Origin of the sequence: Pseudomonas sp. PIC25 (assembly GCF_002286785.1) — a bacterium.
In the GTDB taxonomy this organism is placed as follows: domain Bacteria; phylum Pseudomonadota; class Gammaproteobacteria; order Pseudomonadales; family Pseudomonadaceae; genus Pseudomonas_M.
On record NZ_MUJY01000051.1, the window covers coordinates 33534 to 53312 of the forward strand.

Consider the following 19779-nt stretch of genomic DNA (forward strand, 5'->3'; position numbering starts at 1 on the left):
CGGGTAGGCTAGAGGCTTTCTCACTGCCAGGGATATCGACATGACCACCGAGACGGATGCCCAATCCCAGCCGGTCGAACCGCTCAACGCTATCGAAGTCCGCATCGTCGGCAGCCTGATCGAGAAGCAGGCCACCACTCCGGAAGCCTATCCGCTGACGCTCAACGCACTCCTGCTCGCCTGTAACCAGAAGACCAGTCGCGAGCCGGTGATGAACCTCACCGCCGGCCAAGTCGGCCAGAGCCTGCGCCGCCTGGAGGATCGCGGCCTGGTGCGGCTGGTGATGGGCAGCCGCGCCGACCGCTGGGAACACCGTGCGGAGAAGGGCCTGGAGCTGACCCCGGCGCAGGTGGTGCTGATCGGCCTGTTGTTCCTGCGCGGCCCGCAGACCCTCAACGAGCTGCTTACCCGCAGCAACCGGATGTTCGAGTTCGACGACCTGGACGATCTCCAGCACCCGTTGGAGCGTCTGATCGCCCGCGGCCTGGCCTGCAAGCTGCCGCGCCAGCCGGGGCAGCGCGAAGACCGCTACATGCACCTGCTGGGCGATCCGGCCGACCTCGAACAACTGCTCGCCGCCCGCCAGGCCCAGGATGCCCGCCAAGGCAGCGGAGCAGGGCAGACGGATGAGCGAGTCGATGCGCTGGAAGCCCGCCTGGCCGAACTGGAGGAACGTCTGGCACGGTTGGAGCAACGGGTCGCCGACTGACGCGCTGGCCGTTCCGTCGCCCCGGGCTGAACCTCGTCGGGTCTTTGCGACTCAACAGTGCAAGTGCAGCGGACGGGGTGTGGCATGGTGAACGAGGCTTTTCTTCAGACCGTTCGCAGGGCGTGGCCATGGGGGCTGCACGGTTGAAGCGGACGGCGCCGAAGGCGCGCGGCAGTGTCGTGCTCTATCCCAACCGGCGTTCGGAGCCACAGCACGAGCGGGTGGTGCACGCGGCGCTGGCGCAGCGTCTCGCGGCGCTGTTGGGGATGGTCTTCCGCGGCGATTTCGACCCCACGGCCCGCCCGCCGGAACCGGTCTACTTCGTGCCGAGCGACAGCATCGTCGGTCTCGACGAAGCCCGCCGACTGGGTATCGCCAGCGAGCGGGACCTGTTCGGCGGCGTGGTACCGCATCCCTTCATGGCCACCAAGGCCATCACCCATCCGCTGGTGCGGCCGAAGGCGGCGGCGCCGGCCGGCTGGTCGGCGGCTTTCGGCCAGCATGTCGACCGCGCGGTATTCCGGGGTTTCACCGTGTTCAGCCTCGACGATGCGTGGACGGCGGCGCGGCGCCTGTTCGCCGACGGGCCGATCCGCATCAAGCCGGTGCGGGCCACCGCCGGGCGAGGACAAGTGGTGGTCAACGACATCGCCGAACTGGAGGCCGCGCTGGACGCCCAATGCGTCGACGAGCTGGCGAATTGCGGACTGGTGCTGGAAGAACACCTGGAACGCATGACCACCTTCAGCGTCGGCCGGGTGCGGGTCGGCGAGCTGCTGGCCAGCTATTGCGGCACCCAGCGGCTAACCGTCGACAACCAGGGCGAGACCGTCTATGGCGGCTCCGACCTACTGGTGGTGCGGGGCGACTTCGACGCGCTGCTGCAGCTCGACCTGCCGGAGGCGGCACGTCTCGCCGTCACCCAGGCCCAGCTCTACGACGGCGCCGCCAGCGCATGCTTCGCCGGCTTGCTGGCCTCGCGGCGCAACTACGATATCGGCCAGGGGGTGGACGCCCGGGGGCGGGTCCGCTCCGGCGTGCTCGAACAATCCTGGCGCATCGGTGGCGCCAGCGGGGCGGAAGTGGCTGCGCTCCAGGCGTTCCACGGCGGCGGGCAATGCGCGGTGCGGGCCTCGACGGTGGAACTCTATGGCGGTCGGGAGACTCCACCCCCACAGGCGGACGTGCTATTCGATGGCCTCGACGAGGAGGTCGGGCGAATCACCAAGTACATCACGGTGGAGGCTTATGAACACCCGGAGTGAGGCGCTGGAAATCGCCGTCGACGACGAACAGATCGACGCGACCCTGCTGGCGCCAAGCGCGAAAATGCCCGGCGTGCTGTTCGTGCACGGCTGGGGCGGCAGCCAGAAGCGCGACATCGCGCGGGCCAAGGGCTTGGCCGGGCTCGGCTGCGTATGCCTGACCTTCGATATGCGCGGTCATGAACGAACGCTGGAGCGGCAGCAGCGCGTCACCCGCGAAGACAACCTGCGCGACCTGCTGTCCGCCTACGATCGCCTGGCTCGCCACCCGTCCATCGACCCCTCGGCCATCGCCGTGGTCGGCAGCAGCTACGGCGGCTACCTGTCCACCATCCTCACCAGCCTGCGCCCGGTGCGCTGGCTCGCGCTGCGCGTGCCGGCGCTGTACCGCGACGAAGGCTGGCTGACGCCGAAGCGCGAACTCGACCGCAAGGATTTGGTGGAATACCGCAACACCCCGCTGCCTTCCACGGCCAATCGGGCACTGGCGGCCTGCGCGGCATTCGAAGGCGACGTGCTGATCGTCGAGTCCGAACAGGACCACCTGATCCCCCACACCACCATCACCAACTACCTGTCGGCGTTCTCCCGTGCCCATTCGCTGACCCACCGCATCATCGACGGCGCCGACCATGGCCTCACGAGCGAAGCCTGCCGGCAGGCGTACACCTCCATCCTGCTCAACTGGGCAACGGAAATGGTGGTAGGGGCGCGCATTGGCGACGGCGTGTTCGAGGAGGTGGCGGCCTGATCGGGCTTGGGTCGAAGAGGGCGGGGTGCCCAGGGCTTGCCTTGCAAAGTCCGTGAGGCTCTTCTAGCGTGAACTGCACCGCAGGACGCACCCGTTGGCAGGAGCCTCCGCTGTTCTTCATCCTCGCCGCATCCGGTTCGTTCCTCGCGTCCAGGCTCCGCCATAACGGGCGGATGTAGCTATCCCCGTAGCAACCGACTGGCGCGCAGGCGCAAGGAGGCCGGGATGGAAAGGATGTCCGCTGGCGGTCCATCGTTTCGCTTCCTGGCCTCGATGGCCATTCCCTTCGTTGTTTTTCCGCTCCGGCCAGATCGGGGCAATCCCATACCTGTCCATTCCCGCAGGGAGACCGCTCGGCCTCTGTCTCGTTGGCCCCGAAGCGCTTCGCCGTATCAGCCATCGGAAGATCCGCATTACAAGGAGATAACCATGCCACGCGTGTTCGAGTCCCTTTCGGGGCGGTGCCTGTTCCTCTTGCTACTGGCATTTTCGTTGCTCGGCGGCAAGGCCGTCGTTGCCGACGATAGCTGCCCCGCCAGCCAGAGCTGGATCACCAGTCCCAATCCGCCCAGTGAAATCCCCGAGGGCAGCAATGCCGATTTCTGCGATTTTTACCAATTCAGTTGGCAGTGGTTCCTGCAACTGACCAGCCCGTCGTCAAGCGATGCCAGCCTGCGCAACTTCCAGGTGCCCACCAGCTTCCCCGTGCTCCAGGCCACTGGGACGGACTCCTGTTCGCCGAATGCGCCGAAGGAAGTGATGTTCGTCCGCACCGTCAAGCCGGTTGCCGCCGACACGCCGTTCAACCTGCCCGACCGCACCGGCCAGGCGGCGAAGGGGGCGACCATCTATGACCAGGACGGCAATGTGGTGTTCTACGAGGTGCGCTTCAGCCGCAACCTGTGCAACGTCGGGCAGATCCAGTCGCAGCCGCAATTCCCGGCTGGCACCACCGAGATGAAGATCGCTTGGCGCATCATCACCGACGCGGAGAAGCCGCAGTACTTCTGGATCGAAGCGAACGTGGATGGTGTGCCCGGCGATGAGCTGCTGGGCATGGTGGGTTTCCATATTGTCATGGCCACGGCGCTGCACCCGGAGTTCATCTGGGCCACCTTCGAGCACCGCGCCAACGCGCCCGAATGCGCCAACCCGGGCACGGCGCCGGCTTCCGGCTGGTCGTTCACCAGCGCTAAATGCGCCGGCGAGCTGCCCAACCCGTCGTCGGACTGTGCCTTCAACCAGGCCGTGGAGAGCCAGAGCCTGACCGGGACACCGACGGAAATCTGCCGGGTATTCCATGACGGCACCGATCCGAGCGACCACGAAGGCACGGACAATATCGCGATCATCGACAGCATGAATACCCAGATCCAGGCCATGCTGGCCGCGCTGCCGAGCAGTAGCCCTATGTCTGTCTGGCAGAATTACATGATGGTCGGCGCGCTCTGGGAAAACGACGTCACCCAGCCGTCGTCCACCGTCTCCAACCAGCGCGGCTCGATGCGCCTGGCCAACACGGTGATGGAGACCACGGTACAGAACATCGATCTCAATGCGACGTTCGTCTCTAACTGCTTCGGTTGTCACCAATTCGCCGGTTCGGGCAACAGCAACACGCTGCCGTCCTCCAGCCTCAGCCACATCTTCGACGATGTGATGCAGGGCCAGTGCAAGGCCAACGACGTCCAGGCCGGGCCGATCTGGAACAACCAGGACGCCCAGCAGAAATGCGTGCAGACCTGCCAGAACAAGGGAGGCTGGAACGGCAACTGGAAAACCACCGAGCCGGGTGTGATGTCCGTCTGCGGCTGTTGCGGCGGCTGACAGGGTTGTGGCTGCGGCCACGTCTGCCGGGCCCGAAAGGGTCGTCGTCGGTAGCGTGGCCGGAGCCCTTGGCGCCGCGCTTCAGCGGGACCATCGCGCGTCCTGTACCGACCCTCTCCGTGGGAGCGAATTCGTTCGCGATTGGCGAAGCGCCGTCGTCCCCCCATCGCGAATGAATTCGCTTCCACCGGATAATCCATATGCCTCCTGTGGGGCGAATTCATTTGCCCACCGGCACCCTCACTTCCCGCGAATCAACCGGCGCAGGGCGAAGCGGTTCGGGTGGCAGGCTTCGGCCACGCTGCGCGGCAGGGGCAGGGGTTCGTCGTCGAGCCAGGCGGCCAGCAGCTCGCCGGATAGCGGCGCGGTGACCAGCCCGCGTGAGCCGTGGCCGCTATTGACGTACAGCCCTTCGTACCAGGGGCAGGGTGTGTCCGGCACTTGGCGGGCGTCCTTGGCCAGCACGGCGTAAGCCTCGGCCAGGGCTTGGCTGTCCGCCAGCGGACCGACGACCGGCAAGTAGTCAGGGCTGGTGCAACGGAACGCGGCGCGCCCTTGCAGGATAGCCGGGTCGAGGCGGTCGGCCTGCAGGCGATTGCCGAGGTCCGTGGAAATCTCCCGCAGCAAATCCAGGTTGCTGGCGTGCTCGGCCGTCGTCGGCGTGCAGTCCTGGCTGTGGAAATCGAAGCTGGCGCCCAAGGTGTGCTCGTCGCCACGGGCCGGTGCGACGTAACCCTCGGCGCAGACCACGGTACGCAGCGCCCGGCTTTCCGGAGTGGCTGGCAGACGGGTGATCTGCCCGCGGATGCGCTTGAGCGGCAGGTCGGCGGAGTAGGGGAAGCGCTGGATATCGGCGGCACCGGCCAGCACTGCGACCGGTGCCTCGGCCAATACCGTATCGCCGGCACGGGCCTGCCAGCGCTCACCGACCCGCTCCAGCGACAGCGCCTCGCGATGCGTCAGCAGACGGATATTCGGATGCTCCAACAGCCTGCGGCACAGTGCCGGCGGATGCGCCCAGCCGGCTTCCGGGAAGAACAGCCCGCCTGCCGGCAGCGCCACGCCGGCCAGGTCTTCGGCCTGCTGGCGATCCAGTCGACGCAACAGACCATCCGTAAAGGCGTCGGCCAGTTGCGTCTGGCGCTCGGCCTCTTTCTCGTCGAATGCCAGTTGCAGCACGCCGCAGGCGTCCCACTCGGCACCGCGCTCCAGCCGTTCCAGCAGGCGGCGGCTATGGCCGAAGCCGCTGACGATCAGACGCGACAGCGGCGTGCCGTGGGCGGACAGCTTGAGATAAAGCACGCCCTGCGGATTGCCGGAGGCTTCCTGCGCCGGCTCGGCGTGGCGCTCCAGGACCGCCACCTGCCAACCGCGCGCGGCCAGGCTGGCAGCCGTGGCGCAACCGGCCATGCCGGCGCCGATCACCAGGGCGCTGCGCTCCGGGGGACACCAGCCGGGGCGGGCGAACCAGGGTTTGGCGGCTGCCCGTGGGGTGCCGACGAAGTGGCCGCGCAGCATCTGCCATTTCTGGCCGAAGCCCTTGACCTTGTTCATCTCGAAGCCGGCCTCGTTCAGCCCGCGACGAACGAAACCGGCACAGGTGAAGGTGGCCAGGGTTGTGCCGGCGGCGGACAGCCGGGCCATCTGGGCGAACAGCTCCGGCGTCCACATCTCCGGGTTCTTCGAGGGCGCGAAACCATCGAGGAACCAGGCGTCCACGCACGCATCCAGTTCCGGCAGGCACTCCAGCACATCGCCGACCAGCAGGGTGAGCACCACCCGCCCGCCAGCGAACACCAGGCGCTGGAAGCCCGGATGAATGGCCACGTATTGCGCCAGCAATTGCCCGGCGTAGCCGGCCAATTCCGGCCACAGCGCCAGGGCGCGCTGCAGGTCGTCGCGGTGCAGCGGGAATTTCTCCACGCTGACGAAATGCAGCCGCGCATCGGCCGGCGCCGTCTGCTCGAACAGTTGCCAGGCGCAGAGGAAGTTCAGCCCAGTGCCGAAACCGGTTTCGCCGATCGTCAGCCGTCCGCCGGCCGGCAGGGCGGCGAAGCGCTGCGGCAGGTCGTTGTGACCGAGAAACACGTAGCGGCTTTCCTCCAGGCCCGAGGCGCGGGAGAAGTAAATATCGCCAAACACGCTGGACAGCGGTTGGCCTTGTTCGTCCCAGTCGAGCTGGGCGTGGGAAGTGTCGGACATCGCAAGGACACCATGCGCGGAGGCGCGCATTGTAGCGCGCACGCAGGGGAGCGGCGTGCGGCATTCCGGCGCCCACACGGTCTGTATCAATCCGCTAGGCTGTGCGAATCGGGGCGGTGAGCCCATTGAGTTGAAAGCTATTCAGGAGGGAGAGCCTGCATGTTCGAATCTGCCGAGATCGGTCACGCCATCGACAAGGACACCTACGACGCCGACGTGCCGGTGCTGCGCGAGGCATTGTTGGAGGCCCAGTATGAGTTGCAGCAGCAGGCGCGTTTCCCGGTGATCGTGCTGATCAACGGCATCGAGGGCGCCGGCAAGGGCGAGACGGTAAAGCTGCTCAACGAATGGATGGACCCCCGGCTGATCCAGGTGGAAACCTTCGACCAGCAGACCGACGAGGAGCTGGCCCGCCCTCCGGCCTGGCGCTATTGGCGGCGGCTGCCGCCGAAGGGGCGGATGGGCATCTTCTTCGGCAACTGGTACAGCCAGATGCTCCAGGGGCGGATCCACGGCAACTTCAAGGACCCGGTGCTGGACCAGGCCATCGAGGGGGCGGAGCGGTTGGAGCGCATGCTCTGCGACGAGGGTGCGTTGATCTTCAAGTTCTGGTTCCACCTGTCCAAGCAGCAGATGAAAGCGCGCCTGAAGACGCTCAAGGACGACCCGCTGCACAGTTGGCGGCTCAGCCCACTGGACTGGCAGCAGTCGAAGACCTACGACAAGTTCGTGCGCTACGGCGAGCGGGTCTTGCGCCGCACCAGCCGCGACTACGCGCCCTGGTACGTGGTGGAAGGCTTCGACGAGCACTACCGAAGCCTGACCGTCGGCCGCATCCTGCTGGAGGGCATGCAGGCGGCCTTGGCCAACAAGCACCGGCCGGCCCGCCAGCCGCACGCCGCGCCGCTGGTTTCCAGCCTGGACAACCTCGGCCTGCTGGACAGCCTGGACATGAGCCAGAGCCTGGACAAGGAGCGCTACAAGGAACAATTGGCCACCGAGCAGGCGCGCCTGGCCGGACTGATGCGCGACAAGCGCATGCGCAAGCACGCGCTGGTGGCGGTGTTCGAGGGTAACGACGCGGCCGGCAAGGGCGGTGCCATCCGCCGTGTCGCGGGGGCGCTGGACCCGCGGCAGTATCGCATCGTGCCGATTGCCGCGCCCACCGAGGAGGAGCGTGCTCAGCCCTACCTCTGGCGTTTCTGGCGGCACATCCCTGGGCGCGGCATGTTCACCCTGTTCGACCGTTCCTGGTATGGCCGCGTGCTGGTGGAGCGGGTCGAGGGTTTTTGCAGCGAGGCGGATTGGCTGCGCGCCTATGGCGAGATCAACGACTTCGAAGAACAGCTCACCCGTGCCGGCGTGGTGCTGGTGAAGTTCTGGCTGGCCATTGACAAGGACACCCAGTTGCAGCGCTTCAAGGAGCGCGAGCAGACCGCCTTCAAGCGCTTCAAGATCACCGAGGACGATTGGCGCAACCGCGAGAAGTGGGACAGGTACAGCGATGCGGTGGGCGATATGGTCGACCGCACCAGTAGCGAGATCGCGCCCTGGACGCTGGTCGAGGCCAACGACAAGCGCTTCGCCCGGGTCAAGGTGCTGCGCACCCTTAACGATGCGCTGGAGGCGGCCTTCGCGCGGGATTGAATCGCTCGCCATGGCGCCGCATACGGCCGATGAATGATCGTCGCCGCGGGCGACGTGGCGGTTCTATGCTCGGCTGATCGTCAACCTGAGAACAACAAGAGGTGTGCCATGCGTGAAGTGGTGATCGTCGACAGCGTGCGGACTGGCATGGCCAAGTCCTTCCGCGGCAAGTTCAACCAGACCCGGCCGGACGACATGGCGGCCCACTGCGTCAACGCGCTGCTGGCGCGCAACGATCTCGATCCGGCGCTGGTGGACGACTGCATCGTCGGCGCCGGTTCCAACGAAGGCGCCCAGGGCTACAACATCGGCCGCAATGTGGCGGTGCTTTCCGGCCTGGGCATCCAGGTCGCCGGCATGACCCTCAACCGTTACTGTTCCTCCGGCCTGCAGGCCATCGCCATCGCCGCCAACCAGGTGGCGTCCGGCTGCAGCGACATCATCGTCGCCGGCGGGGTGGAGTCCATCAGCCTGACCCTGAAGAGCGTCAATACCGATCACCTCTACAACCCGCTCATCCAGGAGCGCTTCCCAGGTATCTATTTCCCCATGGGGCAGACCGCCGAGATCGTCGCTCGCCGCTATGGCGTGACCCGCGAGCAGCAGGATTTCTACGCCCTGCAAAGCCAGCAGCGCACCGCCCGAGCCCAGGCCGAGGGTCTGTTCGCCGACGAAATCGTGCCGATGAGCGTGAAGTATCTGGTGGAGGACAAGGCCACCGGCGAGAAGAAGATTCTCGACGGTGTGGTCGACCGCGACGACTGCAACCGCCCCGACACCACCCTGGAAAGCCTCGCCGGTCTGAAGCCGGCCTTCGCCGAGGACGGTTCGGTGACCGCCGGCAACGCCTCGCAGCTCTCCGATGGCGCCTCCATGACCCTGGTGATGAGCCTGGACAAGGCCCTGGAACTCGGCCTCAAGCCCAAGGCATTCTTCCGCGGCTTCGTCGCCGCCGGCTGCGAGCCGGACGAGATGGGCATCGGCCCGGTGTTCTCGGTGCCCAAGCTGCTCAAGGCCAAGGGCTTGAGCGTCGCCGACATCGATCTCTGGGAGCTGAACGAAGCTTTCGCCTCGCAGTGCCTGTATTGCCGCGACCGGCTGGAAATCGACAACGAGAAGTACAACGTCAACGGCGGTTCCATCTCGATCGGCCATCCCTTCGGCATGACCGGCTCGCGCCAGGTCGGCCATCTGGTGCGCGAACTGCAGCGGCGCAAGCTGCGCTACGGCGTGGTGACCATGTGCGTGGGCGGCGGGATGGGCGCGACCGGGCTGTTCGAAGCGGTGCGCTGAGGCAAAAATGGGTGGGCAGGCTCTGTGTCGAACGGAGCCTGCCTCCTCGAAAGAGGGTGCGGTGCCCGTCAGTTGCGGCTGGGGACCGCGCGGCCGTAGAGGGCACTGGATTGCTGCATGCGCTGGATGTAACGGCTGATTTCGTGTTCGGCGTCCACCCGGGTGAAGAAGGGGCCTTCGAGCGTACCTTCGCGGGTGGCGAAGAAATATTGGCCGTTCACCGAACTGATGCGATCACTCCGGTAATGCGTACCAGGCAGTGCATCGACTGCGCGTTTTCCATACATGGTCGAATCTCCCGAGACAGACTGGCTAATTTCAGTCTAATTCGGCCTGGCAGGCCTGCCTGATTGGGCGACCAGTGGTCGGAAACTCTTCCTGATCGACGAGAATCGCTGTTTTGGGCGCCAAACGCCTGACGAATCCCGCTGCTCGATCGGTACAGTTGCCTGACGCAATGGACAGGAACTGTGGCTGTGCCGCTGCTGGCACACTCCCTAGAATGGTCGGTCGCGGCCCGCCCGTCATTCCCCCGCATTCGGGGTCGCTCCGAGGCTGCCATGCACATCTCATCCGGCCGTTGGCTGTACGGCCTGTCGCTCGCCCTGCTCACCGCCGTGCTCTGGGGCATCCTGCCAATCAAGCTGAAAGAGGTCCTGCAGGTCATGGACCCGATCACCGTGACCTGGTACCGCCTGCTGGTGTCCGGCTCCCTGTTGCTGGCCTACCTCGCCGCGACCCGCCGCCTGCCGCGCTTCCGGCCGCTGGGGCGCAAGGGCGCCTGGCTGGTGGCCGCGGCCATCGCCGGGCTGACGGCCAACTACGTGCTCTATCTGATCGGCCTGAAGCTGCTCAGCCCCGGCACCACCCAACTGGTGATCCAGGTGGCACCCATCCTCCTGCTGATCAGCAGCCTGTTCATCTTCCGCGAGCGTTTCAGCCTGGGGCAGGGCATTGGCCTGGCGATCCTGCTGGTGGGCTTCGGTCTGTTCTTCAATCAGCGCCTGGGCGAGCTGCTGACCTCGCTGACTGCCTATACCGCCGGGGTGCTCACGGTATTGCTGGCGGCCTTCGTCTGGACCTTCTACGGGCTGGCGCAGAAGCAACTGCTTACCGTGTGGAACTCGCTGCAGGTGATGATGGTGATCTACCTCGGCTGCGCCTTGCTCATCACCCCCTGGGCCCTGCCGCTTCAGGTTCTGGAGCTGAGCCCGCTGCAAGGCTGGCTGCTGCTGGCCTGTTGCCTGAACACCCTGGTGGCCTATGGCGCCTTCGCCGAAGCCCTGGCCCATTGGGAAGCTTCGCGGGTCAGCGCGACCCTGGCCATCACCCCGCTGGTGACCTTCGGCTCCGTCGCCCTGGCCGCCAGCCTCTGGCCGGACCACGTACAGCCGGAGCAGATCAACACCCTCGCTTATGGCGGAGCCTTGCTGGTGGTGCTGGGCTCGGCACTCACCGCCATCGGCCCATCCATGCTCGCCGGCTGGAGAGCACGGCGGGCTCGGAGTGAGGAAGAGTTGGGCATGTAGGCCGTGTGAGCGGGCTCATTCACTCACGCGGCAGCACAAAAAGGGGCGAATTCATTCACCCGACGTAACCGCCCCTAGGCGAATGAATTCGCCTCTACAGGACCTTCTGCCTTCTCAGCAGGCTATGACCGGGGCGGTGTGCCGGATGGCGTGGTCTTGCGGGTTTCGTTGAGGGCGGCGATGGCGTTTTCGAGCTGGGTCCTGAGCGCGCCGAAGTTCTGTTCGAAGCACTTCTGTACCTCGTTCTTCACCAGTTCCTCCAGGCGGCTGGCGATCTGTGCGGTTGCCGCCGGGTCGGTACCGGCCTGGGCGGCGCCGGGTATTGTCGGGTGCAGGTCGGCCAGGGAGTGGGCCGCCGTCACCGCCTTGAGGATCGCCTGTTCGCCGTCCTCCTGGGCCTGGAGGGCCTGGGTCGATGCATTCTGCACGTTCTGCAGGATTTGCCGGATCGAGTCCTGGGTCTGCTGCTTGCCGGCCTCGATGGCCTGTTCGACCTGCTGTCGCGCCAGGGCGGCGGGGTCGTTGCCGGCCTTGGCGGCCAGGCCGAGCTGGAATTGCTGCAACTGCTGCCGTTCGGTGGCGGTCAGTGGGCGCTTCAGCCAGCTTTCCGCCAGCCGGTTGAGGCTTTGGTTCAGTTCGTCCGAAGTGGCCATGGGTGCTCCCTCCCGTGAGGCGATGTGTGGCGTTGGGCGTGCCGGGCAGGCACGCCCGTGGGATGTGCGGCTCCGCCTTCAACTGCTGCCGTCGCCGGTTGGGGGGGTACACAGGGCCGAGGCGGTGTGCAGGGCCGTATGGGCGGTGCTCAGTTGCAGGGCCATCTGGCTGAGGCGTGCCAGGATGTCGTTCGGGTGGTCTTGGGACAGCGACTGCAACCACTGGTTGAGGCAATCGGAGAGCAGGGACTTGACCTGTTCCTTGAGGTTTTCCAGTTCGTCTTGCATGGCGGTTCTCCTGGTGGGGTGGGCTCACTTCAGCAGTTTCAGCAGGCTCAACAGCTTGGCCACGTCGCTGTCCTGCACTTCGATCAGGCGCTTGCCCGTACGGGGTCGCGCCGGGGCTTCGACGGGCGGTGCCGGCGGTTCGGCTACCCCGGTTGCCGGGCCGTTCGACTCGCTGCGAATCAGGTACTGGACGAGGGAGGGCATGGTGGGTCTCCTCAGATTCGCCGGGACTCGATCAGCACGACCGAGTCGGGCGATTCGAAGCCTTCCAACCGGCTCAGCCGGCGCCACTCGAGGGCGATGGCCGGCTCCCCGGGCGTGCCGATGGTGGCGTCCCAGTACGCCTTGCCCAGGGCGACGAACAACCGGTGGGTGTTTTCCAGCGACGCTTCGAGAATCCGGCCTTCGCGGCTGGCCAGGCCGTAATTGAGCAGGATGCTCATGCGCATGGCCTCGTCCTGGACGTTGGAATGCTCCACGCCCTGGCCGTCGGCGCCGAGCAGGTAGGAGCGCCAGTTCAGCACTTGGGCGAACAGCTTCAGGTAGAGCTGCAACAGCGGGTATCCCTTGCCCTCGCAGAGCGGTCGATGCAGATCGCATTGCTGCTGGAAGTAGAAGCGCAGCCGGTCGCCTATCGCTGCCGGCGTGCCGGGTGGCAGGTGCTGGGGGAAGTGCTGCATGCCCTGGTGGAACGCCGCTTCGCCCGCGGTAAGGCCGTAGACGTAGTCGATCTGGGACTGGTCGAGGCGCTCTTCGCCCTGATAGGCCACGGCATCGATCAGCTCGCGCAGCACGTCGGTGCCGATGAAGCCATTCAGGTGGCGCAGGCCGCGGTTGAGGCGGTAGGCCTGGGCGGAGTCGAACAGGCCGGCGGCGCCGGTGATGAAGTTGCTGCCGAGGTTGGTGTCGAACAGCAGGGCGGGGTACTTGCTGGCGATGTAGTTGCGGTAGTGGTAGGCGTGGCCGATGCGCAAGGTGAACGGCGAGTCCGGCTCCGTCAGCCGCTCATAGTTGGTCGGACCTTGCCCGTCCTGGGCGTCGAGTGCGCGGCTCAGGTTCATGATGTTGGTCCGGGCGTAGTAGGCGACCAGGCTCTGGGTGGTGGCGCTGGTGATGTCGAAGCGACGCAAGCGCAGTCCGGCGACGGTCAGGCTGTTGTCCTGGAACAGTTCGTCGAACAGCCCGGCCAGGGCGCTGTGGTCGTCGGTGGAAAGGCCGCGGTTGCGCTTGTCGCGCTGCTTCACCGGGCCTTGCAGCAGGGTGTTGGCGTAGCACTTGTAGGCGTAGGCGCAGAGGTTGCGATAGAACGCGGCGGGCTCGACATGGGTGGCGTTGCGCAGGAAGTAGCCGCACAGCGAGCGGTTGTTGTCGGAGATGCCGGTGCCTTCGCCGCAATGGATGTGCAGCACCACCTTGCGGGTGTCCGGGTTCTTGTCCGCGTAGCTCTTGAATAGCGGAAGCGAGCCCAGGACGAAGGTGAAGAAGTCGCGGTAGAAGCCCGTGCGGGTTTCCGCGCCGAGCAGGTCGATGCCGACCAGCGTGGGGCTTTTCGGGGTGTCGCCGTCCAGCTCGAAGTGCGTGCGGATGGCCGCCAGGTCCTTGTTGAACGGAGTCAGCGCCGTGTAACCGTGGGCGGTGTGGGCGAGCAGCCGGTAGGCGGTCCCGTGGGCCTGGTTGAAGGCAGCGAACAGCGCGTTCAGGTCGTCGATCTCGTCTTCGCCGGTGGCCGTCTGGGTGTAGGCGATGCCCTCTTCGCGCAGGAAGCAGAGGGTGAATCCGGCGAACAGCTCGGTGTGGCGTTCGCGGATGATGCCGCGGGTCCAGTAGGCATCGTCGAACGGCGTGTATTTGTTGGCCGTCCAGATTTTGCGGTTGAAATAGCGCACCAGCTCGAAGGTTTCCGCGTCGCGGACCGCCTCGGAGCGCAGCAGCTCGACGACGGTGCGGTAGAGGTCGGGTTGGTCGATGGCCGGGGCGACACCGAGGTTGCCGAAGCGCTGGAGCAGGATGGCGCAGGCCAGGTAGGTGCTTTCCGCAGCGCATTCGCCGCGCAGGTAGGCTTCTTTGTCGAAGGCCAGGAAAGGGTTGCGGGCGATGGTGCGTTGCAGGGCCAGTTCGAAGAGTTCGTAGTGCGCCGCTTCCCGGGCCTTCTCCCTCGCCTCGTGCGGGGCGTCCGGGTGGACGCCGTTCTTCGCCATCAGCAGGCCGATCAACGATAGCTCCTGGCCCTTGGCGACCTGGAAGGCGGTGCTCCGTCCCTTCGGCAGCGGAATGGGCTGCGCGGGCCAGTCGGCGGCGGACCAGTGCATGCGGCTTTCCACCGGCAGGATGCCGGCGAAGTGGCTGTGGAAGTCGAAGGGATACCCCATGAACAGGGTCGGCTTATCCAGTGTGAAGTAGGCCATGGGCGTGCTCTCCTGCTATCAGGACGCGTCGCCGCCGGAGGGCGGCGTCGTCTTGCCGTTGCGGTTGGCCAGGGTGTCGGCGTACTTCGCGATGCTCTGGTCGATCTTGTCGATGGCGAAACTGGCCGATTCGGCTTCGAGCGCGCCGGCAGCGGCGGCGACCGCGGCGGCGGCTCCCATCAGCAGGTCGGTGGCGAGCGCGCCGAGGGCGTCCTCGGCGGCCTGGGCGAGCTTGTTCTCGGCGATGTTCTCGGTCATTTGCTTGAGCAGGACGGCCTGGCTCGCCAGGGCGATCTTGCTCACGCCGTCGAAGTAGTTGGCGGCGGATTGCGCCACCAGTGCGGAGGCCTGGCTGATCATCATGTCCGGCGCGGTGGCGATCTGCGACGACGCATAGCTGGCGGTTTCCGCGTTGCTCAACTGCACGGCCTGTACGATCTGGCTGTTCAGCGCGCTGGTGTCGGGTGGCGTGGCCTTGCCGGACTGATTGAGCAGGCGGTCGGTCATCGCCGACAGGGTCGAGGGGCGCTTCGGTAGCGTAACGCCGGGGCTGGGCGCGGCCGGGGGATCGTCCTGTGCGGGTGTGTTCGTCGTTTCATCGGATGCGGGTGATGTCGTCCCGTCGCCGGTGCCTTCTGGGGAAGCGGGTTTCTTGCCGAAGCCGAACATAGGCTGTGCTCCTGTCCTGGGCTAGCCGATCACGAAGTCTTTTCGCCGATTGCCATGATCATCGACACGGCCTTGGAGACCACGGCGGTGGAGATCTGGTTGAGGGCTTGCTGGCTGTACACGGCGTTCTGCAGCGAAAGCCCGGCCGAGTGGCTGGCGACCTGGTAGAGCGAGGCGATGGCCTGGGCCGGGGCTTCGGCCACCACCTTGACGTTGGTCTGGGTGACGGCGTCGGTGATCTGCGGATTGACCTCTGTGTTGTCTGCCATGGAACTCTCCTTGGGATGAAAACGGCTGGCTTCGTCGTGCCGCCGCTCCCGGATCGGGAGAGGGGCCTTTGCTCACCGCGTGTCCGAATCGCTCGTCAGGAAGGAACGCGGCTGCCGCCGTGTTGTGAACGCCCCTGCGAAAAAATCTGGTCGCCCAACCGGTTGCGCAGCAATTGCACGCGCTTGCGCACCAAGGGTTGGGTGATGCCCAGTTCATCGGCGATGTCGGCGTAGGGGCGCTCCTCGATGAAGCGCAGTTCGAACAGGCGTTGCTGGGGCAGCGGCAGGCGGGCGACCGCGGCGCCGATCTGGGCGAGCCGCTCCAGTTGTTCGAGGCGTTCGAGGAGGTTGGCAGGCGAGGCGAAGCGGTCGATCTGCTCGCTGTGCAGGTCCACGCCATGGTCGAACAGCCGGCTCTCGCGCTGGTGGTGGCGGGCGCTGTCCAGGTAGACGTGTTCCAGGACAAGGAACATGAAACCCTCAGGATCGCGGACGCGCTCGGGGGCGCGGCGGAGAAACAGCAAGGCCTTGAGCGCGGTGTTGCTGAGCCACTCTTCGGCGCGCTCGCGGTCGCCCCGGGCCAGGCGTTGCGCGCGCTTGCGCAGGTTCGGTTGGACGGCGCGCCAGCTCTGCTCGAAGAGCCGGTCGATGCCGAGGAAGCCGCCATTCAGCCGGGTAAGACACTCCATCGTTGCCACCTCCCTGTGTGCTCATGCCTGGGAGGCAGTCTGAGTGGGGCATGCCCGGTGACGCTGTTACCTGGGTGACACTGCGCCGGAGGGCAGTTCCGCCATGCGCCGCAACTGGCCGATGTCGTTGATCAGGATGCGGTCGCTGCGGCAACTGATCAGGCCTTGGCGCTTCCAGCTCTGCAACTGGGCGTTGAGCTTCGGCCGGCTGGCATTGAGCATCGCCGCGAGGATGCTCTGGTTGGCCGGCAACGCGGCGCTGGCCGCGTCGGAGGCGGACGCATCCTGCGCCAGGCTGGCCAGCAGGTAGCGAGCCAGGCGGGATTCCAGGCGATGCAAGCAGACCATCTCGACGAAGCTGGAGGCCTCCCGCAGCCGCGAGCAGAGCAGGGCGAGGGCGCGCTCGAGGAAGGTCGGGTTGGCGATCAGCGGGGCGAAGTGGCGCCGGCCCAGGATCAGCACCCGCGTGGGGCCTGAGGCATAGGCCGAGGTCTCGCGCCGGCTCGGCTGGATCAGTGCGGTTTCCCCGACCACCTCGCCGGGGCCGATGTCGTTGATGATCAGCTCGCGGCCGTCCGGACCGTAGAGAACGGTGTAGATCTGTCCGGTGGTCACCAGCGCGATGAAGTCGTCGGGGTCGTGCTTGAGAAACAGCACGTCCTTGTCACGCAGGGTCCGTTCGGTCGAATGGAGGGCGACGTGCCGGATCAGCTCCGCCGGCAGGCCGCGCAACAGATGGGATTGTCCTGACAGGGTTTCGCGACGCAGAAGGCTGTCTTCCGCTGACTCGTTCGAATGCATGCGTTCGCCTTGGCCTGATTGATCGGTAGCTCCGATGAGGCGGTACGGCGGCTCTCAAGGATCAGTCAGTGGGACGTGCGCAGCGTCGATTTGTGAAGGCTGTTACAGAAGAAATACCGGAGCCATGGCCGTTACGGCGGCGACAGTGGGAAGCGAGTGAGGGTACGGTGAACGGCACGGGTGCTGCCTTCGTGAGGCGGCACCCGTGGGACATGGATCATTCCAGGCGCGTGAAGGTGAACTGCTGGTTGTTGCCGTTCAGCCAGTTCCACTGGGTAAAGGCCGCGCCATTGTTCAGCGATACCCCGAGTACATCGGCGACCTTGCCGCTGTGGCGGGCGGTCATGCGGTAGTTGCCGTCGCTTTCGGCCTCGATGAGCCACTGCTGCTGGTTGCCGCGCGAGCACGCCAATTGCTGCAGGCGTGCGCCGTTTGCAGTGCTGGCGCCGGTAACGTCCATGCACTTGCCGCTGTGCTTGGATTTCACCTCGTAGTAGCCGTCGCCCAGTGCGGTGAGGACCCAGCGCTGGTTGTTGGCCTGGTGGCAGGTCCATTGGATCAGCGCCGCGCCGTCCGCCGTCGAGGCGCCGCTCACATCGAGGCATTTGCCGCTGTGCTTGGCCTTGATGCTGTAGGTGCCGTTGGCGAGGGCGCCGGTTGCCGGCGTTGCCTGGGTGACCTTGGTCGGCAGGAAACCGGCGATTTCGTCGCGCACGTTGTTGATGGCCAGCGCGGCATCCGCCTGTTCGGGCTGACCGGCCTCCACGCCGCAGGGCAAGCCGTTGCAGGTAATCCGAGGGTTGGAAAACTTGGGTACCGAGGGGGCACCGAAGGCGCTCCCGTAAGCCATCACGGTGGCGAACACGCCGTCGACACCGTATCCCAGAGCGTAATCGTAACGTACCCCACTGGTGTTGCCCTGGCGCCGGGAGTGGTGCAGGCCCATGGTGTGGCCGAGTTCGTGGGCCATGGCCTGGGCGCCGCAATCCGGGCCTACCACACTGAACGCCCAGTCCGGATGGATCGCCAGGTAGCCGATGCCGCAGTAGCCGCTCTTGTGCAACTGGCTGACGTAGTCCGCGCCCAGTTCGGCGCGCTTCTGCGCCACGGCGCTGTCCGTCCGCACTCTGCCCAGCACATCGCCCATCTCCGTGCCGGGATCGTTGTGGTTCATGACGCCGACCAGACGCAGTTGCACGTCGACCTGGCTGTTGGCGTAGATGGTGTTGATCTGCTCGACCCAGTTCTGCATGGCGGCCTGGACGTCGCCATTGAAATAGGTGTTGCTGTAGTCGTCGTAGGTCACCAGCAGGTCGACCTGGGCGGCCTGGGCCATGGCCAGCGGCAGAAGGGCCAACGCAGTCGTCATGCCTGCCTGGCATACGAATGAGCGCATCGTTCGCATCGTGGTTATGTTCCTGAGTGTTTGTGGAGGCCGGGCTCAGTGCCCGGCGGGATGGTCATCGGTGGCCGCGCCGCCCTGGCCGGACGGAACCTCGATGTGTTTGTCTCCTCCCTTGAACAGGGTGGCGCTGGTCGCGATCCAGCCCTGGTTGCCGTGGGCCTGCAGGGCATAGAGCCCCTGGGGGGTGGTGATGCCGCCGACGATCAGCCCGTTGCCTCGGGTGATCGTCACTTGGTTGTCCTGGGACAGTTCCTCGATGTGGCCGGACCAGGTCATGCTCTGGCCATCCGTCGACCGCACGTGGTCGATGACGACGTCGTAGGTCTGGTTGGCCTGGGCGATTGGCACTTCCAGGTGATCGCCGGGAACCAGGGACTCGATCTTGAGCGGGTCGATGCTGATGAATTCGCGGCCGTCACTGCGTTGTTCCGCCGTGAGCGGCAGTTGGTCGGGCGAGCCCTCCAGGGGTTTCCAGGCGGCTTTTTCCTGCAGGGCCGTCCAGAGTTTTTTCGGGTCCACGGCCTGGCCGTCGCGCCGTGCCAACACTTCCTGCAGGCGGTCGCCGAAGGTGGCGTAGTAGGGGTTGGGGTCGGGCTGCATGAGCAGTTGCAGCGTTTTTTCGTCGTCCTGCTTCGGTTTACCGGTTTGCGCCGCGGCAGTGTCGGCCGGGCCCGGTGCGGGTTTGCCCGGTTGGGTCGAAGCGGTAGGGGCGTCGGCTTTCACCGAGGCAGCCTGGTGATTGGTGGCCTGGGTGCCGGAGGCCAGTAGCCAGCCGATGGACGCGACCGTGCAGAGTATGGCGGCGCAGGCGAGCGCCGCCTTGTGGTGTAGTGGCATGGAGTGCTGTCTCGGTTACCGGCGGGGAAATGCCCGAAACGGAACCTAGCAAGGCGAAACCGGGATCGCAGCGTCACCAGGGCAGGAAATTGTCAAAGCGTGGATGACCTCACTCGGGGTGTGCCACCTGCTTCGAGTTACCTGCCTGAGCTGGAAATGCGACCTCGGCGAGCGTTCTCCGCCGAGGTCGTTCGGTAGGACACCGATCAAAGGGCGCGGCGATAGCGGAAGCGACACCCCGAAGGGTCATCCACGATCAGGGTGTCGTCGTCGAGCGAATAGGCGTAGGTGACCACTTCGTCGTTGGCGAGGGACAGCGCGAGGCGTCCGGGTACATCCGTCGCCCAGGTCCCTCCGTCCCACCAGGTGAAGCCGCCGGCGGGTTCGGTGCTGCCGAAGTAGAGGCCGGTGGGCTCGAAGCGCAGGTGCGCAGCGTACTTCGCCGCGCAGGCCGCGTCGTCGATCTTCTGCCAGCTTCCCACCAGCCGTGGATCGTGCGCTGTCATCGTCCTGTTCCTCTCCGCGTTTCGCCCGGTGGTC

The 19779-nt window shown here is 65.9% G+C and carries 20 protein-coding genes; 7 read left to right on the forward strand and 13 right to left on the reverse strand.

Annotation, left to right across the window (positions count from 1 at the left end):
* Positions 1-40: 40 nt before the first annotated feature.
* The 4 genes from BZL41_RS05440 (at position 41) to BZL41_RS28805 (ending at position 4552) form a co-directional block, all read left to right on the forward strand.
* Positions 41-709 (forward strand): YceH family protein, encoded by a 669-nt coding sequence (locus BZL41_RS05440; RefSeq protein WP_095598353.1) that lies wholly within the window; start codon positions 41-43, stop codon positions 707-709.
* A gap of 128 nt (positions 710-837) precedes the next feature.
* Positions 838-1974: a DUF3182 family protein gene (locus tag BZL41_RS05445; RefSeq protein WP_095598354.1), complete on the forward strand. Its 1137-nt coding sequence runs from the start codon at positions 838-840 to the stop codon at positions 1972-1974.
* On the forward strand, positions 1958-2725 hold the full coding sequence (locus tag BZL41_RS05450) for a S9 family peptidase (protein ID WP_095598355.1): 768 nt from the start codon (positions 1958-1960) through the stop codon (positions 2723-2725). The genes BZL41_RS05445 and BZL41_RS05450 overlap by 17 nt, the downstream gene beginning before the upstream one ends.
* Before the next feature lie 429 nt (positions 2726-3154).
* On the forward strand, positions 3155-4552 hold the full coding sequence (locus BZL41_RS28805; protein WP_218224428.1) for a mannan-binding lectin: 1398 nt from the start codon (positions 3155-3157) through the stop codon (positions 4550-4552).
* Positions 4553-4792: 240 nt separating this feature from the next.
* On the opposite strand, the gene mnmC is transcribed toward BZL41_RS28805, so the two are convergent.
* Positions 4793-6754 carry a bifunctional tRNA (5-methylaminomethyl-2-thiouridine)(34)-methyltransferase MnmD/FAD-dependent 5-carboxymethylaminomethyl-2-thiouridine(34) oxidoreductase MnmC gene (mnmC, locus tag BZL41_RS05460; protein ID WP_095598356.1) on the reverse strand — a complete coding sequence of 654 codons (1962 nt, stop codon included), beginning with the start codon at positions 6752-6754 and terminating at the stop codon, positions 4793-4795.
* A gap of 159 nt (positions 6755-6913) precedes the next feature.
* Here mnmC and pap point away from each other — a divergent pair, with 159 nt between their 5' ends.
* Together pap and BZL41_RS05470 are read left to right on the forward strand one after the other, a co-directional pair.
* Entirely contained in the window at positions 6914-8401 is a 1488-nt protein-coding gene (pap, locus tag BZL41_RS05465; RefSeq protein WP_095598357.1) for a polyphosphate:AMP phosphotransferase, read from the forward strand.
* 108 nt (positions 8402-8509) lie between these two features.
* Positions 8510-9694 carry a thiolase family protein gene (locus tag BZL41_RS05470; protein WP_095598358.1) on the forward strand — a complete coding sequence of 395 codons (1185 nt, stop codon included), beginning with the start codon at positions 8510-8512 and terminating at the stop codon, positions 9692-9694.
* Positions 9695-9762: 68 nt separating this feature from the next.
* Here the strand turns inward: BZL41_RS05470 and BZL41_RS05475 are convergent, their stop codons facing one another.
* Entirely contained in the window at positions 9763-9981 is a 219-nt protein-coding gene (locus BZL41_RS05475; RefSeq protein ID WP_095598359.1) for a DUF6316 family protein, read from the reverse strand.
* 273 nt (positions 9982-10254) lie between these two features.
* Between BZL41_RS05475 and BZL41_RS05480 the strand changes: the two genes are divergently transcribed.
* Positions 10255-11223, forward strand: coding sequence for a DMT family transporter (locus BZL41_RS05480; RefSeq protein ID WP_095598360.1), 969 nt, complete (start codon positions 10255-10257; stop codon positions 11221-11223).
* A gap of 122 nt (positions 11224-11345) precedes the next feature.
* Here BZL41_RS05480 and BZL41_RS05485 read toward each other — a convergent pair whose 3' ends face one another.
* From BZL41_RS05485 to BZL41_RS05535, 11 genes are all read right to left on the reverse strand, one after another.
* Positions 11346-11876: a hypothetical protein gene (locus BZL41_RS05485; RefSeq protein WP_095598361.1), complete on the reverse strand. Its 531-nt coding sequence runs from the start codon at positions 11874-11876 to the stop codon at positions 11346-11348.
* Between the two features lie 78 nt (positions 11877-11954).
* Positions 11955-12164 carry a hypothetical protein gene (locus tag BZL41_RS05490; protein WP_095598362.1) on the reverse strand — a complete coding sequence of 70 codons (210 nt, stop codon included), beginning with the start codon at positions 12162-12164 and terminating at the stop codon, positions 11955-11957.
* Positions 12165-12188: 24 nt separating this feature from the next.
* A complete protein-coding gene (locus BZL41_RS05495) occupies positions 12189-12368 on the reverse strand; it encodes a hypothetical protein (protein ID WP_095598363.1) in 180 nt (59 codons plus the stop codon).
* An 11-nt stretch (positions 12369-12379) separates the two neighbouring features.
* Positions 12380-14569 carry a hypothetical protein gene (locus tag BZL41_RS05500; RefSeq protein ID WP_095598364.1) on the reverse strand — a complete coding sequence of 730 codons (2190 nt, stop codon included), beginning with the start codon at positions 14567-14569 and terminating at the stop codon, positions 12380-12382.
* An 18-nt stretch (positions 14570-14587) separates the two neighbouring features.
* Positions 14588-15238, reverse strand: a complete 651-nt coding sequence (locus BZL41_RS05505; RefSeq protein WP_095598365.1) for a hypothetical protein — start codon at positions 15236-15238, stop codon at positions 14588-14590.
* A 29-nt stretch (positions 15239-15267) separates the two neighbouring features.
* Positions 15268-15507, reverse strand: a complete 240-nt coding sequence (locus tag BZL41_RS05510; RefSeq protein WP_084336221.1) for a RebB family R body protein — start codon at positions 15505-15507, stop codon at positions 15268-15270.
* Positions 15508-15602: 95 nt separating this feature from the next.
* Positions 15603-16196, reverse strand: a complete 594-nt coding sequence (locus BZL41_RS05515; RefSeq protein ID WP_095598366.1) for an RNA polymerase sigma factor — start codon at positions 16194-16196, stop codon at positions 15603-15605.
* Between the two features lie 66 nt (positions 16197-16262).
* A complete protein-coding gene (locus BZL41_RS05520; protein ID WP_095598367.1) occupies positions 16263-16997 on the reverse strand; it encodes a Crp/Fnr family transcriptional regulator in 735 nt (244 codons plus the stop codon).
* A gap of 217 nt (positions 16998-17214) precedes the next feature.
* Positions 17215-18393 (reverse strand): RICIN domain-containing protein, encoded by a 1179-nt coding sequence (locus tag BZL41_RS05525; RefSeq protein WP_218224434.1) that lies wholly within the window; start codon positions 18391-18393, stop codon positions 17215-17217.
* Positions 18394-18438: 45 nt separating this feature from the next.
* Complete coding sequence (locus tag BZL41_RS05530; RefSeq protein ID WP_095598368.1) at positions 18439-19239, reverse strand: hypothetical protein; 801 nt, start codon at positions 19237-19239, stop codon at positions 18439-18441.
* A gap of 206 nt (positions 19240-19445) precedes the next feature.
* Complete coding sequence (locus BZL41_RS05535) at positions 19446-19745, reverse strand: hypothetical protein (protein ID WP_095598369.1); 300 nt, start codon at positions 19743-19745, stop codon at positions 19446-19448.
* Positions 19746-19779 lie beyond the last annotated feature (34 nt).

Bases quoted from the DNA above. Each gene is read 5' to 3' on its own strand.
- BZL41_RS05535 (WP_095598369.1), bottom strand. From the start codon at position 19,745: ATGACAGCGCACGATCCACGGCTGGTGGGAAGCTGGCAGAAGATCGAC.
- BZL41_RS05440 (WP_095598353.1), top strand. From the start codon at position 41: ATGACCACCGAGACGGATGCCCAATCCCAGCCGGTCGAACCGCTCAAC.
- BZL41_RS05530 (WP_095598368.1), bottom strand. From the start codon at position 19,239: ATGCCACTACACCACAAGGCGGCGCTCGCCTGCGCCGCCATACTCTGC.
- BZL41_RS05480 (WP_095598360.1), top strand. From the start codon at position 10,255: ATGCACATCTCATCCGGCCGTTGGCTGTACGGCCTGTCGCTCGCCCTG.
- BZL41_RS28805 (WP_218224428.1), top strand. From the start codon at position 3,155: ATGCCACGCGTGTTCGAGTCCCTTTCGGGGCGGTGCCTGTTCCTCTTG.
- BZL41_RS05485 (WP_095598361.1), bottom strand. From the start codon at position 11,876: ATGGCCACTTCGGACGAACTGAACCAAAGCCTCAACCGGCTGGCGGAA.
- BZL41_RS05525 (WP_218224434.1), bottom strand. From the start codon at position 18,393: ATGCGCTCATTCGTATGCCAGGCAGGCATGACGACTGCGTTGGCCCTT.
- mnmC (WP_095598356.1), bottom strand. From the start codon at position 6,754: ATGTCCGACACTTCCCACGCCCAGCTCGACTGGGACGAACAAGGCCAA.
- BZL41_RS05490 (WP_095598362.1), bottom strand. From the start codon at position 12,164: ATGCAAGACGAACTGGAAAACCTCAAGGAACAGGTCAAGTCCCTGCTC.
- pap (WP_095598357.1), top strand. From the start codon at position 6,914: ATGTTCGAATCTGCCGAGATCGGTCACGCCATCGACAAGGACACCTAC.
- BZL41_RS05450 (WP_095598355.1), top strand. From the start codon at position 1,958: ATGAACACCCGGAGTGAGGCGCTGGAAATCGCCGTCGACGACGAACAG.
- BZL41_RS05470 (WP_095598358.1), top strand. From the start codon at position 8,510: ATGCGTGAAGTGGTGATCGTCGACAGCGTGCGGACTGGCATGGCCAAG.
- BZL41_RS05475 (WP_095598359.1), bottom strand. From the start codon at position 9,981: ATGTATGGAAAACGCGCAGTCGATGCACTGCCTGGTACGCATTACCGG.
- BZL41_RS05515 (WP_095598366.1), bottom strand. From the start codon at position 16,196: ATGGAGTGTCTTACCCGGCTGAATGGCGGCTTCCTCGGCATCGACCGG.
- BZL41_RS05445 (WP_095598354.1), top strand. From the start codon at position 838: ATGGGGGCTGCACGGTTGAAGCGGACGGCGCCGAAGGCGCGCGGCAGT.
- BZL41_RS05520 (WP_095598367.1), bottom strand. From the start codon at position 16,997: ATGCATTCGAACGAGTCAGCGGAAGACAGCCTTCTGCGTCGCGAAACC.
- BZL41_RS05510 (WP_084336221.1), bottom strand. From the start codon at position 15,507: ATGGCAGACAACACAGAGGTCAATCCGCAGATCACCGACGCCGTCACC.
- BZL41_RS05505 (WP_095598365.1), bottom strand. From the start codon at position 15,238: ATGTTCGGCTTCGGCAAGAAACCCGCTTCCCCAGAAGGCACCGGCGAC.
- BZL41_RS05495 (WP_095598363.1), bottom strand. From the start codon at position 12,368: ATGCCCTCCCTCGTCCAGTACCTGATTCGCAGCGAGTCGAACGGCCCG.
- BZL41_RS05500 (WP_095598364.1), bottom strand. From the start codon at position 14,569: ATGGCCTACTTCACACTGGATAAGCCGACCCTGTTCATGGGGTATCCC.